Here is a 15043-nt window from a genome sequence, read left to right on the forward strand (position 1 = left end):
GTGAGGGATGTTGAACGAGCCTGCAAGAAGTGCACCCTAGTTTCGGCGACCTCGAGGTACAAGCCGAGGGAATGCCGGATCGAGACGGCGTGTCATTTCCCCAGAGCCGCGGCGAGATAGGGGGCCGTCGCGCTGTGCGGCTCCGCGGCCGCCTCGGCCGGGGTGCCGGTGACGACGACCCGGCCACCCTCGTTGCCGGCGCCGGGCCCGAGGTCGATGACATGGTCGGCCTGGACCACCACGCGCATATCCAGTTCGGCGACCACGACGGTGTTGCCGGCGTCCACGAGTTTCTGCAGGTGCAGCATCAGCCGGTCGGTATCGGCCGGATGGAGTCCCGAGGTGGGTTCGTCCAGGAGGTACAGCGCGTCGCCGCGATGGGCGCGCTGCAGTTCGGTGGCGAGTTTGACCCGTTGCGCCTCGCCGCCGGACAGTTCGGTCGCCGGCTGCCCCAGCCGCAGATAGCCGAGCCCGACGTCGCACAGAACCGTCAGCGAGCGCAGGATGTCGGTGTCACCGTCGAAGAACGTGCGCGCCTCGTCGACGCTCATCTCCAGAACCTCGGCGATATTGCGGCCGTGCCACGTGATTTCGAGTGTGCTCGCCTGGTAGCGGGTGCCGTGGCAATCCGGGCACGGTGTGTAAACACTGGGCAGGAACAGTAATTCGACCATGACCCAGCCTTCGCCTTCACAGGTCGGGCACCGTCCGGCCGCCACGTTGAACGAGAACCGGCCCGCGTTGTAGTGCCGGCGCCGCGCCTTGGGTGTGCTCGCGAAACGGCGGCGGATGTAGTCGAACATTCCCGTATAGGTAGCGACATTCGAACGGGGAGTGCGGCCGATCGGTTTCTGATCGATGCACACTACCCGGCGAAGGTCGCCGACGCCGCCGGCGATCGTGCCGTCGACGGCCTGCGACTCGTCCGAGAGCAGCAGATCATCTTCGTCGTCGTCGGCCGTGAGGACCGGATGGCCCAGATGCTCGCCGACCAGTGCGGGGAGTGCCTGACTGACCAGGCTGGACTTCCCGGAGCCCGAGACACCGGTGACCGCGGTCAGGCATTTCAGCGGAAGCGAGACCGACACGTCACGTAAGTTGTTGCGGCGCACCTTCTTCAGGCGCAACCATTCCTCCGCCTGCCGCGGCGTCCGGGCTGCGGGCTGCTCGTGGCCGAACAGGTAGCGACGGGTCGCCGATTCACCGACGTCGCGTAACCCTTCGGGTGGTCCGCTGTGCAGAATCCGGCCGCCGTTCTCACCCGCGCCGGGCCCGAGATCGACCAGCCAGTCGGCGGCGCCGATGATGTCCAGCGAGTGCTCGACCACGAACACGCTGTTGCCGCGGCGCTTCAGCCCCTCCAGGATGCCGAGCAGGGCGTCGCGGTCGCGCGGGTGCAGCCCCGCGGACGGCTCGTCGAGGACGTACACGACTCCGAAGAGCTGCGAGGACAGTTGCGTCGCCAGCCGCACGCGCTGCAACTCGCCCGACGACAGGGTCGGCGTGCTGCGGTCCAGAGACAGATAGCCCAGGCCCAGGTCGGTGACCGGACGCAGCCGCTCCAGCAGTTCGGCGGCCAAACGCTGTGCGGCAGCGCGTTTTTCGACCGACATATTCGGCGTATTACGGACATCCGGAGCCGCATCGTGTGCGGAGCCGCCGGCCGCGACCCGCTTCTCGACCGCCCTTCGCCGGGCCGACTCGTCGAGCACGGCGTCGGAGCCGATATCGGCCGGGCGCCAGTTCTCGGCGAGCACCGGCGACAACAGTTCGGCGAGGCGAGCCAGGGGAAGTGCGGAGAATTCGGCGATGTCGAGCCCTTCGAACGTCACCGACAGAGCCTCCGGTTTGAGCAGTGTGCCGTCGCAGGTGGGGCACACCGCACTGCTGATGAATCGGGACACCCGCTTCTTCACCGAGGCGCTCTTGGTGTTCGCGAACGTGTCCAGGACGTACCGGCGCGCACCGGTGAAGGTGCCCTGGTAGCTGGGCTCCATCTGCTGCTTCAGCGCGCGACGCGTCTGCGCCGGCGTGAACCCCGCGTACACCGGCACCGTCGGGTGCTCGTCGGTGTAGAGAATCCAGTCGCGGTCCTTCTTCGGCAGATCTCGCCAGGGCCGGTCGACGTCGTATCCGAGCGACACCAGGATGTCGCGAAGGTTCTGACCGTGCCAGGCCGGCGGCCAGGAGGCGATCGCACGGTCCCGGATCGTCGACGACGGGTCGGGCACCATCAGTTTCTCGGGTACCTCGTACACGCGGCCGATCCCGTGACAGGTCGGGCAGGCGCCCTGCACGGTGTTCGGCGAGAAGTCCTCGGCGTACAGCATCGGTTGCTCGGCGGGGTAGTTGCCGGCCCGCGAATACAACATGCGGACCAGGCTCGACAACGTCGTCACACTGCCGACCGAGGATCGGGCACTGCCGCCGCCGCGGTGTTGCTGCAGGGCGACCGCCGGCGGTAGCCCCTCGATCGAATCGACATCGGGGACGCCGACCTGATCGATGAGGCGCCGCGCGTACGGTGCCACCGACTCCAGATACCGGCGCTGGGATTCCGCGAACAGCGTGCCGAAAGCCAGCGACGACTTCCCCGAGCCCGAAACGCCGGTGAATACCACCAGCGCGTCGCGCGGGATGTCGACGTCGACGTCGGCGAGATTGTGCTCCCGCGCACCGCGCACCCGGACGCCGGCGGGGACGGCGACCGGCGGATCCCCGCCGGGCGTCCCCCGCGTAGGAGAACCTGTCATCACAGCCGCCTCACGTCTACGTGGTCGATCCGGCGTCGAAGAATGAAGCCATCGGTCCGAGCCGGTTACCCGGGTCCGGCCGCTTCTATCGCGGCGACTCACGCGGCGCGGTCGACCACCGCTACCTACGACGATGCCCTCACAGCAAACTGCTGTGAGGGCATCGTCGGGGAACCCGGCGGCGGTAAGCGCGTTATTTGCTCGGCGCCGGCTTGAACGGGGCGTTGATGGTCGCGAAGTACTGGATCGCGGCGCCGATCGCGACCGGGGCGGTCACGAAGATCTGGCCGGCGAGCACACCCAGGAAGCCGACGGCGGCGGCACCGGCGACACAGCCGCCGAGCGGGCCGAGGCCGAACAGGGTGGCCAGCGCACCGGTGGCGACGACACCGAGGGCAGCTCCCGCGATGCAGCCGATGACCGCGCCGCCGATACCGCCGGCCAGGGTGCCGATGGTGGCGCCGGTGGAGATGGTGTCCTTCAGACGGTTGAAGGCCGCGGTCTCACGGTCGTACGGGGTCTTCCACGGCGCGCTGTCCTCGAAGGGGAGGGCGACCGGCTTGTAGACCGCGTGCTGCAGGTCGTACTGCGGGGTCAGGGTGGCGGTGTTGCCGGAGATGTCGGCGGCGATCGGGAACTCGAAGTCGTCGACCCGGAAGTTCAGCGGGGTGCCGGCGAGCACGGCGCCGTTGGCGGCCTTGATCTTCAGCATGCCGTCTTCGTTGACGATCGAGCCGCCGTCGGTCTTGATGACGGCTTTGTCGTTGTCGACGACGCTGGCCTTGTAGTACACGCTTTCGGGCGCCGCGGGGGCGGCGGGGTCGGCCGTGGCGGTACCGGCCGCGACGCCGACAGCGGCGACCAGCATGGCGGCGGTCGCGGCGAATTTCCTCATCATCATTTCTGCGGAACCTCGAAACAGAGTGGTTCAGGGACGAGGGAATCACAGACCAGGTCAGCTAACAGACAGTGAACACCACGACTTCCTTCATTCAGATCGTGTTCACCCCGCCCGAGCCGCTGGGCGGAGGGCGGCTGAAACGTCCAGTGCCAGTGGTGCTTTCCACTGGGACCCGGAATGGAGCAGAACCTGGGTCGACTCTCGTGTGTGGCTGTTATCACAGGATTTTCCCAGCTCGAAGACGATTTCTTCCGGCGAAGTCGCCCGGCCGGTCACCTGCGCCGTCCCATGACTCGAGCGACAATGTGCCCATGGCCGTCCTCGACGAACACCCGACATGGCGTCGCTGACCCGACCCGGCTCGCGATCACGTGAACGCGACGAACGGCGCGACGCGGTGGAGCGGCGGGTCCTCGCCGCCGTCGACCGGCTGCTGGACACCGGCGTCACCTATACCGAACTGCCGGTGGCCCGGATCGCCGCCGAGGCCGACATCGCCCGCTCCACCTTCTATCGCTATTTCCCCGACAAGAGCCGGCTGCTGATCCGGATGGCCGACCTCGCCACCGACGACCAGTTCCGCACGGCCGAATTGTGGTGGGCCGCAGATCATCTCGACGGAGAGGCGGGGGTCGTCACGGCCATGCGACTGATGATCGCGGGCACCCGGGCACACCATCGCGTCCTGCGCGCGCTCACCGAGGTGGCGGGCTACGACCGCGATGTGGGCCGCTACTGGCAGGATCGGGTTCGACGCTTCACCGAACTCGTCCGCGGGCGGCTGGATCGGGAACGCGCGGCCGGCCGGATATCCGCGGATCTGCAGGTCGAGGCCACCGCCATCGCCCTGACCTGCATGGTCGAGCGTGCTATCGACTTCACCTTCGCCGCCGGAAGTCCGGTGGACGACGAACAGTTGGCCCGGGCGCTGGGGCGCGCGATCTGGCAGACGGTCTACGGCTCGTGAGCGAGCTGTCGACGCACCTGGAGTCCCTACTGGGCGTGCCGGTGGTGGCCGCGCATACGGCCGGCCGCGGGCACGCCTGGACGCTGTATCGCGTGCGGCTGGCCGACGGCCGCGATGCCTTCGTGAAAAGTGCTGTGGGCGAACCGGGTTCGACCGCGGACCATGCCTTGACCGCGGAGGCCGCGGGCCTGCGCTGGTTACGCGAGGCCGATGCCGCCGGCCTCATCCCGCAGGTACTGGGCGCCGACGACCGCACCCTGGTCTTGCCGTGGTTGGACTCGATAGCTCCCACCCGTGCTGCCGCGGTGCGGTTCGGTGCGGCGCTCGCCGAACTGCACACGCATTCCGTCGACCGGTACGGGGCGCCGTGGGTGGGTTGTATCGCGACCGTGCCGCAGGACAACGCGCTGGTCGCGGGGGAGTGGGGGCCCTGGTATGCGCGGTATCGACTGCAGCCGCTGTTGCCCGCCGCCGCGTCCGTTCTGGGCCGCGACGGGACTCGGCTCGTCGAGCGGGTGATCGACGAGATCGGCGATCTCGCCGGCCCACCGGAGCCGCCGTGCCGCATCCACGGCGATCTCTGGTCGGGCAACCTCGTGTGGACCGAGCGTGGCGTGCGGCTCATCGACCCGGCCGCCCACGGAGGACATCGCGAGACGGACCTGGCCATGCTGCGGCTGTTCGGGGCCCCGTATCTGAGCCACATTCTGAGGGCATACCGGGAGCACTTTCCGCTCTCGCCCGGCGCGGACCAGCGGGTCGCACTGCATCAGCTGTATCCGTTGCTGGTGCACGTCGTCCTGTTCGGCGGGGGATACCGGGGACAGGCCATCGCTGCCGCGGAAGAGGCGCTGTCCGCAGTGTGAAAGCGTTGTGGAGACAGCCTGTTTCCTGATCGGAGCGATATGGTCGCCCGAGTGCCGAGGAGAAGAAGCAAGCCGCGAACATACCGATATGGACGTATGCGCATCTAGACATGTAAAGACGTAGTGTCGCACTGGGTAGACGGCCAAACCCGCTGCCGACAACGACAGCCATGACCAGGTGGCTACGGTCGGGGCATGGAGTTGCGGAGGATTCACCACGCGGCGATCATCGCGTCGGACTATCAGCGATCGAAATCGTTCTATACCGAGGTCCTCGGCCTGCGGGTGGTGGCGGAGCACTATCGGGCCGAACGTCGTTCGTGGAAGCTGGATCTCGCGCTGCCGGACGGCGCGCAACTGGAGCTCTTCTCGTTCCCGGATCCGCCGCCCCGGCCGTCGCGGCCGGAGGCGTGCGGGCTGCGTCATCTCGCCTTCGTCGTCGAGGACGTCGCCGCGGCACTGGCGGAGCTGCGGGGGAGGGGAGTGGTCGTCGAGGAGGTCCGGGTCGACGACTTCACCGGTCGCCGTTTCGGTTTCCTCTTCGACCCGGACGACTTGCCGTTGGAGTTGTACGAGGCCTGAGTCCGTTCGGGGCGTCCTCACGGTGGCGGGGAGGTGCCGGCGCTCAGGGGCATGCCGTGTGGTCACCCACGATCGGTCGTACGAATTCAATAGGTAATGGAGATATGCGCATCTAACGATGTGTCGACAGCCCATCACGCCGCAGACTTCCAGCTCGAACAGCGAAAACGAAAAACAGCACAGGATGGGTAGGGCATCGTCATGGGTCCGAGACGAGGGGTTGTCCGCCGGGTGGAGGCGGCTGCCATACGATGACCGGATGACCACAGTGTTGCTCAACACATCAGCCGGGGACATCACCCTCGAATTGGACGAGACGAAGGCGCCGCAAACGGTCGCGAACTTCGTGGACTACGTCAAGTCCGGCCACTACGACGGGACGATCTTCCACCGTGTGATTCCGGGTTTCATGGTGCAGGGCGGCGGTCTGACCGCCGATATGCAGCAGAAGCCGGCGCCCAACCGGGTGCAGAACGAGGCCAAGAACGGTCTGCGCAACGACAAGTACACCGTCGCGATGGCGCGTACGGCGGATCCGCATTCGGCCAGTGCCCAGTTCTTCATCAACACGGCGAACAACGACTTCCTGAACTACCCGGGTCAGGACGGCTGGGGTTACGCGGTCTTCGGGCGGGTCGCCGACGGTAACGCCGTCGTGGACGCGATCGAGGGTGTCCGCACGGGCTCCAAGGCCGGCCACCAGGATGTTCCGGTCGAGCCGATCACGATCGTCTCCGCTCAGCTGGCCTGACCGGCAGGGCGCGCGCCCCGCATATCCGTCCGTTCAGCACCGCAGTGGTAGCGGTGCCGATGGCCGGTGGTGCGGGGCGCCGCCATGTCCGGGGTGGATCGGTCAGACCAGCCGGTGTCCGCCGTCGACATGGAGGACTTCGCCGGTGAGGAAGTCGTTGTCGAGGACGGCGTGGAAGGCGGCCGCGATATCGGCGGGACGGCCGATGCGGCCGGCGGGCAGCCGGGCGGCCATGGACGTGAGGCGGGCGTGTTTGTCGGGGCCGGCGAAGTCGTCCCAGATCGGGGTGTCGACCCAGCCGGGGGAGACGGCGTTGACCCGGATCGGCGCCAATTCCAGGGCCAGCGCTCGGACCAGGCCCTCGAGGGCGGCGTTGGCGGTGGCGACGACCGAGCCGCCGGGCGCGGGGCGGTAGGCCGCGATTCCGGAGGTCACGGTGAGGGAGTTGGTGACGCGGCTCGCGGCGTATTTGGCGACCAGCCACGGTCCGAGCACCTTGATGTCGAGCACGCTCCGCGCGTCGCGCGCGGGCAGTTCGGTGAGCGGCCCGTACCCGCGGCGCATGTCGGCGGCGGTGACGACGACGTGGTCGACCGCGCCAACGGTGCCGAAAAGTGCTGCGATGGAGGCTTCTTCGGCGATGTCGACGCGGTGTGCGCGGACGTGGTCGGGGTATTCGAGTTGCGCTGTCGCTGCGGTGAGGCGGTCGGTGTCGCGGGCGGCGATGGTGATTCGATGTCCGGCGGGCAGGAGTCGTTGGGCCAGAGCGAGGCCCATGCCGGAGCTGCCGCCGATGACGAGGGTGTGGGTGGTGTCGGTCATGGATCCACCGTGCGGTTCGGCGAGGGCGGCGGGGAGACCGGCTGTGGCCTGGTCCTGGCGGGGCTACCCCGGCGTGGCTGGGAAGCGGGCACACTGGATGAGTGAATGATCGTCGTGCCCTGGGGGATTTCCTGCGTGCGCGCCGGGCGCGGGTGCAGCCGTCGCAGGTGGGGCTGCCGCCGGGGACGCGGCGGCGGCAGACGGCGGGCCTGCGCCGCGAGGAGGTGGCGGCGCTGGCGGGTTTGAGCGTGGACTACTACATCCGGCTGGAGCAGGGCCGCGATCGCAATCCGAGTCCGGAGGTGCTGGCGGCGTTGGCCTCGGCGTTGCTGTTGGATGCCGACGAGGCGGCTCATCTGCATCGGGTGGCGCGGCTGGCGGGGGCACGGTCGGCAGCGGCGGCGGCGCCGGTGGAGCCGGCCGGGCGGGGCATGGTGTTGTTGCTCCAATCGGTGCGGCCGACACCGGCTTTCGTCCTGGATCAGGTGAGTAACCTGCTGGCGGCGAATCCGGAGGGGTTGCGGTTGCTGTGGGGTATCGAGCAGTGGGAGCCGGTGCGGCGCAATCTGATTCGGTACGTGTTCACACATCCGGCGGCGCGGACGGTGTTCGAGGATTGGACGGGGATGGCGCGCGATTGTGTGGCGCATCTGCGGGTGGTGCAGGGTGCGGGGTCGCATCCGGTGGAGCTGGCGGCGCTGACGGATGAATTGTGCGCGGCGACGGCGGATTTCGAGGCGCTGTGGGCGCATTACGACGTGCGGGCCAAGCGCGGTACGCGGCGGATGTTCCGGCATCCGGCGGTGGGCCGGATGGAGTTGACGTCGGAGATCTTGACCGCGCCGGACGGGCAGCGGTTCGTCGCGTTCCAGGCCGAGCCGGGCAGCCCGGACCGCGACGCGGTGACGCTGTTAGGGCTGGTGGGTGATGACGTACCAGAGCGCGGCGAGGGTGCCGAGCACGAACAGCGGTGAGACCACCCAGGTTTCGACCTTGTTGCCGGTGCGGTCGATGATGGGGATCCGGGTGCGGATGTCCAGGGGCCAGAACAGCCGGCAGCCGCGGTCGGTGAGGCAGTCGCCGATGAGGTGGGCGAGCGCGCCGAGGCCGACGGAGAACGGCAGCCAGGCGGGTTTGTCGGAGATCCACTGGTCCATGGCGAAGGTGCCCGCGACGGCGAGCACGGCGATGGTGGCGTAGGAGCGCAGTCCTTCGCCGGGCGGGCACAGGTTCAGGGCGCGGACGGCCAAGGCGAGCAGGAAGAAGACCAGGCCGAGGGTGAACCAGCGGCCGATCCAGTGTTCGCCGGCCCAGGTGCCGTAGGTGACGGCTGCGACGAAGGCCAGCGAGTGAGTGGCGTGGCGGTGTCCGCCGGAGACGGTGGAGATGATCTTGCAGGCGGTGTGCGTGATCGGTCCGAGCGCATGCGAGATGGTGCCGCTGGGGTGGTCGGCGTCGGGCAGCAGGGCGGCGCCGGCGGTGAGAAACGTTCCCATGAGCAGGTCGACGGTGCCGAGGTGGCCGATCTGCGCGGCGGGGAAGGTGAGAATCGAAAGTGGTAGCGCGGCAGCGGCTCCCGCCCACGCGAGCGCACCACTGGTCGCATGTGAATGTCCTAGCACCGCCTCGAGATTAGCCGATCTTGGTCGGTGGTCTCGAGCCGGTCAGGAGTGCGGGTGGGGGTCGAGGATGCGGTCGAGGGCGTTGAGATCGGATTCGAGTGCGTAGAAGGTGCGCAGGGTGATGAGGAAGGCGAAAAGCCCTCCGACACAGAGCCCGACGATGGGGCCGATGACGGTCTGTTGTTGGTCGGGGGTGAGGAAGGCCAGTCCGGCGGGCACGCCGATGAGGGGGACGCAGGCGGCGACGCCGAGGTAGATGCGGCTGCGGTGCACCATGCGGCGCAGCATGGCGGCGTCGGCGGGGGTGGTGGCGCCGGCGGCGACCAAACCCGGGTAGTACCAGCGCAAGACGAAGTAGGTGACGGGGAAGTAGGTGTAGACGACGGCGACGCAGGCGGCGACGAGGTTGCATGCGATGAGGCTGGTGGTGATGCCGGCGGGTACGCCGCCGAGGGTGTGCAGTTTGACGAGGAAGACGCCCAGTGCGGCAAGCCATCCGGCGAAGGTGGCCACGGCGATGCGGTCGCCGCAGGCGAGGGTGTCGGCGCGGGCGCGGGCGAGGGTGCCGGCGTCGAACTGCCGGCCGCGGCGTAATCCGTTGGGTACCACGAACACCGAGCGGCACCAGTACATGAGGGCGGCGATGGCGATGGGGTAGGCGATGGCGATCATGACGATGCCGAGGCGCACCATCTGGTGGGCGGCGTCGGGGCCGAGGGCGTCGCGGATGAGTCGCAGGTTGTGGGAGCCGAGGTAGAGCCCGGCGAGCAGGTGCCCGAGCAGGCTGGAGAGGGTGACGACGGGCATGGGGCGCATGCGCAGGCGGGCGCGCAGGCTGTGGGTGGGTGGGTCGACGAGGTCGCGGGCGGCGCGGTCCTGGCTGAGGTCGAGTTGCTGGGCCAGCTCGGCGCCGGTGGCGTAGCGGTCGGCGGGGTCGGGCGACAGGCAGGTGAGCAGGGCGTGGCGCAGCAGGGCGGGGGTGTCGGGTGGGAGGTCGGCTTCGAAGTGGGCGGCGATGGGGGTGCGGCGCCGGTCGATCATGGCTTGCAGGGATTCCTCGGTTTCGCCGGCGTCGTGGTCGTCGTCGAAGGGGACGCGGCCGGTGAGCAGTTCCCACAGCACGACGGCGAGGGCGTAGAGGTCGGCGCGGGTGTCCAGATCCGCAGCGGTCGTGTCCAATTCGGGGTGGCAGGCCTCGAGTTGTTCGGGGGCCATGTAGGGCAGGGAGCCGCCGAAGTAGGCGACGGGGTTGGCGCCGGGCAGGTGGCGGCTGAAGCTGATGTTGAAGTCGGCGAGTTTGGGGTGGCCGTCGGCGGTGAGGAGCACGTTGGCGGGTTTGAGGTCGCGGTGCAGGATGCCGCGGCGGTTGGCGTAGTCGAGGGCGGCGGCGAGGCGGCTGCCGAGCCAGGCGACGGTTTCGGGCCAGCTGAGCCGGGCGAGTTCGGTTCGGGTGGGCGAGGGCTGGGGTTCGAGGACGCCGCCGGTGGTGGTGGCGGCGTCGATGGCTTCGAGCAGGAGTGTGCCGTTGCGCTTCGAGGGTGGGGTGCGGCGCAGCATGCGCAGGACGCCGAGCAGGGTGCCGCCGGGCACGTACTGCATGTACATGAGTTTGAGGTGCTGGTCGGTGATCTGGCGCTGGTCGAAGACGCGCACGATGTGGTCGTGGTCGAGTTGGGCCAGGGTTTGTGGTTCGCTGCCGCGGTCGTGGGAGATCTTGACGGCGACGAGGCGTCCCATGGAGCGTTGGCGGGCGAGGAAGACGCGGGCGAATGCGCCTTGGCCGAGCGGTAGCAGCAGGTCGAAGTCGTCGACGGTGGCGCCGGGGTTGATGGTGTCGAGGGCGTCGAGGGCGGTGGGATCGGCGAGCATGGTGGTGCGCAGTCCGGGTGCCGAGGGGGGTAGGTCCTCGAATCCTTCGGTGATGCGGGCCATCTGGATGGGGTAGTCCTGTTCGTATTCGGCGAGGTCGACGGCGTGGTGGTCGCGGCGGCTGCGGGCGGTGATCTCTTCGTAGACGAGGTCGGGGGGCAGGGGTGCGGCGGCGAGTTCGGGGAATTGGTCGCGGTAGTCGGCCAGGCGTGGTGCGTCGGTGTCGCGTTGCCAGCGTTCGTGCAGGTCGACCTTGATGAGTTCGATGAGCGCGGAGCGGCGCAGCGTGGGTTCGGCGGGCAGGTGGGCCGACAGGTCCGGTGGTTCGCCGGAGGTTTGCCATTGCTGGGCGAAGCGGGCGACGAGCGACGTCAGCGCGGTCTGCGTTGCGGTGGCGCGGTCGGCACCGGGGTCGGGTGCGGTCGCGCCGAGGTTGTCGGTCATCCCTCGCTCGCTTCGAAATCGGTGGTACCCGGGCCCGGGCCCGAGAATAGGTGAATCCTCCCATGAATTCCGGGGAACGTGCCGATGCCGTTACGTTATACGGGATTTCGTGCGTACCGTGCGGTGCTGGGAAGCCGGTCGAGGGCGGCGGCGGAATATCGCCGGGGCCGGGTCGGCGGGTTCGCCAGCCGGGGCGGTCGCGGCGCCGCCGGGTGGGCGGGCCGAATCCGGCGGTGCGATGGTGGATTAGCTCGGCGGTTGTTCGCGGGCTCGGCGGAATCGCGACCCGGCTCTGGCGTTAGTGGATTGAAGCGAGATAGGCTCCGGGCGATTGTCGAGGCAGCCGAGCGGCCGGATCGGTCGCTCTCGTCGAAAGGGGTCCGCCGTGTCGGTGCCGGCCGCGGTGAAATCCGAGATCCAGACCATCGGGGGCGCGTTCATGTTCTCCCGCGAGGCCAAGGCGTTCGGTGCCACGACCGGCGTGGAGGGCTTCATCGGACCGTATACGCGCGGCCGCGGCGGGGTGCTCGGCGAGGTGGACGCCGACGTGGTGGCCGCGGCGTTCGGGTTCTTCGAGCCGGGAACCGTTCGGGCGGCGTGGGATTCGGTGACGATGGCGCCCGCGGAGGCCGCGGCCGGATATCTCGCGGCGTGCCAGGGTTTCGGTCGCCGCAAACTCGCCGGTTTCGACGGCTGCGACCGGTTGGCCGACCTGCTGCAAGTGGTGACCGATGCCGCGGATGTGGCGGGTGTGAGCCTGTTCGCGGGCTGGCGGGCGTTGCCGCTCGCGGGTGATGCCCCCGGCCGGGTGTTGCAGTTGATTCATTGTCTGCGTGAGCTGCGCGGTGGCCTGCATCTGATGGCGGTGCGCGCGAGTGGGCTGTCGCCGTTCGAAGCGGTGCTGATCGGTGGTTCACCGCGGACCGACGGGCCCACCCAGGCGCGGCTGTTCGGGTGGGGTGAACGGGTCGACACCACCGAGGTGAGTGCCGCGATGCGGGAACGCTGGGATGCGGCCGAGGCGCTGACCGACGAGCTGATCGCCCCGGCCTTCGCGGCGCTGGACGATACCGCGGGTAAGGAACTGGTCGAGCTGCTGCGTGCGGCCCACGCCACCGTCTTCGCGCGGTAGCCGCTGCCGTCCGGGTGCCATACTGCAGTAAGCTATTGGTATGGCGGAGACGAAGAAGGTGACGATCTCGGTCCCCAAGGATGATGTGTCCACCTTGGAGCGCTGGAAGGCGTCGGGGCGGATCGACAATCTGTCCGCCTACGTGTCGGCCGCGCTGCGGGATCGGATGGATCGCGATATCTCGCTGGATGCCATCGAGTCCAGTTTCGGTGGCGTGCCGCCACTCGAGCTGGTGAATCAGGCCCGGCGTGTGCAGGGCCTGCCGCCGCTGTCGGCGGAGGATCTGGATCGGCGAAGCGCCGGCGCCGCGTGAGTCCGGCCGCACTGGGCGGCGTGGTGTTCGACACCGCCGCCGTGGTGGGCTGGACGCGTCGGCTGCCGTACGTGCACGCGGTGGCGTGGGCGACGGCCGAGGCCGGTCATACCATCGTGGTGCCCGCGGCGGTGGCGGCGGCGGGGCAGGCGCTGATCCGGCCGGATCGGCTCGATATTCTCGCGGTGTTGCTGGAACTGCCGCACACCGTGGTGACCGGACTGGACACCGGCGCGGCTTCCCGGGTGGCGGCGCTGCTGGCCGGACGCTCGGATGCCGATGGGCTGGTGGCGGCCGGACACGCCGCCAGTGAGGCGGTCTCTCGCAATTGGCCGTGTTTGACCGCTCGGCCGGATATGTTGCGACGCATCGACCATCAGGTGCTGGTCGATCCGCTGCCGTGACGGCCGCGGCTGCCGTGCGACGACGAGGAGAGGACCGCGACCATGTCAACGGCCCTGAGCCCCCGGATTTCCCGGCTGCGCCAGCTGATCGACCATCCCGCGACGGGCGCCGCCGAACGCGATGCCGCCCAGCGCATGCTCGACCGCATCCTGGCCAAGCATCCGCAGTCGGCGGGGCCGCGGGGTGACCGCGACTACGGTCCGCGTTATCACCGGGTCGGCCGGCATGCCACGTTGGCGAGTATCGCCGAGATGATCAGTCAGGACATCGCTTTCGCGCGGATCTTCAGCATGCCGCAGCATCGCGCGGAGCTCGCCGAACGGTCGCCGATCCGGGACGCTCCGATCGAGATCTCCTATTCGGTCGCGACGCCCTACGTCGGCAAGATCATCGTCACGATCGAGGGTGTGCCGCGGGAGTGGGGTTGGGTCAGCGACTGCGGCATCGACAACCCGAGTCCGGCGCTGCAGGAGCTGGCCGACGAGCTGGCCGAGATCATGAACGCCTACAACCACGACGGCAGCGATATCGGCAAACGTTTCTTCGCGTGTGTGCGGGTGCCCGAGCGGACCCTGATCTGGTGATCCGCTAGCCCGGTGGGCGGGCGGTGCCGGGGGTGAAAGGTGTTGCGGCGCTGCGCAATGCCTCGATGACGGCGGCGACCGCGGGGGTGAGCGGGGCGGGCGTGCGGATGAGCGACAGGCGGCGCAGTTCGGTGGCGGCGCGGTCGTGGGAGCCGGTGACGACGCGCAACGTGATCACCTCGGGCGGCAGTGCCGGGAACAGCCCCGAGGGAACGGTGGTCACGCCGCAGCCGGCGGCGACGAGGGCGAGTTTGGCGAGCCAGTCGCGGGCGCGGTGGGCGATGTGGGGGCGGCCGGGCAGGCCCGGCCACACTCCGAGGAGGGGTTCGGTGGTGGCGGCGGGGCTCGCGATCCACGCGGCGTCGAGGAGTTCGTCGACGGTGACGGTGGCGCGTCCGGCGAAGCGGCCGGTGGCGTGGGCGGCGACGAGCAGTTCCACCTCGCCGAGTTGGTCGACGATCAGCCGCGGTAGTTCGGTGTCGGGCGGGTGGTGCGGCGGCCGCGAGGTGATGACGGCGAGATCGAGGCTGCCGGCGCGGATCGCGCGGACCAGCGCCGGGGTGGTGCCCTCGCGGGTGGACACCTCGAGTGCGGGGTGGGTGCGTCGCAGTGCGGCCAGCGCGCTGGGTACGAGTACCGCGCCCGCGCTGATGAGGCTGCCCAGCCGCACCCGCTGGGTGACGTCACGGTCGCCGAGGTCGCGTCGCGCCGCCTCGAGCGCGTCCAGGACGACCCGCGCGTGCCGCAGCAACGTCAGCCCGGCCGGGGTGAGGTGGACGCCGGTGCGGTGGCGTTGGAACAGGGGTTTGCCGGCCTCGCGTTCGAGGGCGGCGGCTTGGCGGGAGATTCCGGATTGGGTGTAGCCGAGGGCGGTGGCCGCGGCGGTGAACGAGCCGCGTTCGGCGACCTCGGCCAGTACCCGCAGTCCGGCCGGTGACAGATCCATGACTGCTCGGCATACCAGATATGCCGGACTTTCGCTGGTGGCATGCCCGGATCGCGTCCTACGTTGGCGGGGAAGTGATTCGCCAA

General features: G+C 69.1%; 15 protein-coding genes. 9 read left to right on the top strand and 6 right to left on the bottom strand.

Features of this window, described 5'->3' with window-relative positions; all coding sequences use genetic code 11:
* Nucleotides 1–92: 92 nt before the first annotated feature.
* Both NA3_RS15330 and NA3_RS15335 read right to left on the bottom strand, forming a co-directional pair.
* On the bottom strand, nucleotides 93–2753 hold the full coding sequence (locus NA3_RS15330; protein ID WP_062964301.1) for an excinuclease ABC subunit UvrA: 2661 nt from the start codon (nucleotides 2751–2753) through the stop codon (nucleotides 93–95).
* A gap of 193 nt (nucleotides 2754–2946) precedes the next feature.
* The gene (locus NA3_RS15335) at nucleotides 2947–3654 is read right to left on the bottom strand and encodes a DUF8020 domain-containing protein (RefSeq protein WP_062964302.1); all 708 of its coding nucleotides are present in this window, start codon (nucleotides 3652–3654) and stop codon (nucleotides 2947–2949) included.
* Nucleotides 3655–3991: 337 nt separating this feature from the next.
* Between NA3_RS15335 and NA3_RS15340 the strand changes: the two genes are divergently transcribed.
* The 4 genes from NA3_RS15340 (at nucleotide 3992) to NA3_RS15355 (ending at nucleotide 6820) form a co-directional block, all read left to right on the top strand.
* The gene (locus tag NA3_RS15340) at nucleotides 3992–4621 is read left to right on the top strand and encodes a TetR/AcrR family transcriptional regulator (protein ID WP_062964303.1); all 630 of its coding nucleotides are present in this window, start codon (nucleotides 3992–3994) and stop codon (nucleotides 4619–4621) included.
* Nucleotides 4618–5487 carry a fructosamine kinase family protein gene (locus NA3_RS15345; protein ID WP_084491579.1) on the top strand — a complete coding sequence of 290 codons (870 nt, stop codon included), beginning with the start codon at nucleotides 4618–4620 and terminating at the stop codon, nucleotides 5485–5487. The genes NA3_RS15340 and NA3_RS15345 overlap by 4 nt, the downstream gene beginning before the upstream one ends.
* A 195-nt stretch (nucleotides 5488–5682) precedes the next feature.
* Nucleotides 5683–6069: an SMU1112c/YaeR family gloxylase I-like metalloprotein gene (gene gloA2, locus NA3_RS15350; protein WP_062964304.1), complete on the top strand. Its 387-nt coding sequence runs from the start codon at nucleotides 5683–5685 to the stop codon at nucleotides 6067–6069.
* A gap of 259 nt (nucleotides 6070–6328) precedes the next feature.
* Nucleotides 6329–6820 (top strand): peptidylprolyl isomerase, encoded by a 492-nt coding sequence (locus NA3_RS15355; protein ID WP_062964305.1) that lies wholly within the window; start codon nucleotides 6329–6331, stop codon nucleotides 6818–6820.
* Between the two features lie 102 nt (nucleotides 6821–6922).
* Here the strand turns inward: NA3_RS15355 and NA3_RS15360 are convergent, their stop codons facing one another.
* A complete protein-coding gene (locus tag NA3_RS15360; protein WP_062964306.1) occupies nucleotides 6923–7642 on the bottom strand; it encodes an SDR family oxidoreductase in 720 nt (239 codons plus the stop codon).
* Between the two features lie 101 nt (nucleotides 7643–7743).
* Between NA3_RS15360 and NA3_RS15365 the strand changes: the two genes are divergently transcribed.
* Nucleotides 7744–8616, top strand: a complete 873-nt coding sequence (locus NA3_RS15365) for a helix-turn-helix domain-containing protein (RefSeq protein WP_062964307.1) — start codon at nucleotides 7744–7746, stop codon at nucleotides 8614–8616.
* Here the strand turns inward: NA3_RS15365 and NA3_RS15370 are convergent.
* Together NA3_RS15370 and NA3_RS15375 are read right to left on the bottom strand one after the other, a co-directional pair.
* Nucleotides 8554–9264: a metal-dependent hydrolase gene (locus NA3_RS15370; RefSeq protein WP_062964308.1), complete on the bottom strand. Its 711-nt coding sequence runs from the start codon at nucleotides 9262–9264 to the stop codon at nucleotides 8554–8556. The two genes, NA3_RS15365 and NA3_RS15370, sit on opposite strands and share 63 nt — an antisense overlap.
* Nucleotides 9265–9306: 42 nt before the next feature.
* A complete protein-coding gene (locus NA3_RS15375; protein ID WP_062964309.1) occupies nucleotides 9307–11577 on the bottom strand; it encodes a serine/threonine-protein kinase in 2271 nt (756 codons plus the stop codon).
* Between the two features lie 385 nt (nucleotides 11578–11962).
* On the opposite strand from NA3_RS15375, the gene NA3_RS15380 reads away from it, so the two are divergent.
* Genes NA3_RS15380 through NA3_RS15395 form a run of 4 tightly spaced genes read left to right on the top strand, consistent with a single transcriptional unit; the run spans nucleotide 11963 to nucleotide 14011 of the window.
* Nucleotides 11963–12709, top strand: coding sequence for an SCO6745 family protein (locus NA3_RS15380; RefSeq protein ID WP_062964310.1), 747 nt, complete (start codon nucleotides 11963–11965; stop codon nucleotides 12707–12709).
* Nucleotides 12710–12749: 40 nt separating this feature from the next.
* A complete protein-coding gene (locus NA3_RS15385; RefSeq protein ID WP_030516981.1) occupies nucleotides 12750–13022 on the top strand; it encodes a hypothetical protein in 273 nt (90 codons plus the stop codon).
* Nucleotides 13019–13426: a hypothetical protein gene (locus NA3_RS15390; protein ID WP_036508401.1), complete on the top strand. Its 408-nt coding sequence runs from the start codon at nucleotides 13019–13021 to the stop codon at nucleotides 13424–13426. Before NA3_RS15385 ends, NA3_RS15390 begins: the two co-directional genes overlap by 4 nt.
* Nucleotides 13427–13468: 42 nt before the next feature.
* A complete protein-coding gene (locus NA3_RS15395) occupies nucleotides 13469–14011 on the top strand; it encodes a hypothetical protein (RefSeq protein ID WP_062964311.1) in 543 nt (180 codons plus the stop codon).
* 4 nt (nucleotides 14012–14015) lie between these two features.
* On the opposite strand, the gene NA3_RS15400 is transcribed toward NA3_RS15395, so the two are convergent.
* On the bottom strand, nucleotides 14016–14957 hold the full coding sequence (locus NA3_RS15400; protein ID WP_062964312.1) for a LysR family transcriptional regulator: 942 nt from the start codon (nucleotides 14955–14957) through the stop codon (nucleotides 14016–14018).
* Between the last annotated feature and the right edge of the window lie 86 nt (nucleotides 14958–15043).

Origin of the sequence: Nocardia africana NBRC 100379 (assembly GCF_001612635.1) — a bacterium.
Lineage (GTDB): Bacteria > Actinomycetota > Actinomycetes > Mycobacteriales > Mycobacteriaceae > Nocardia > Nocardia africana.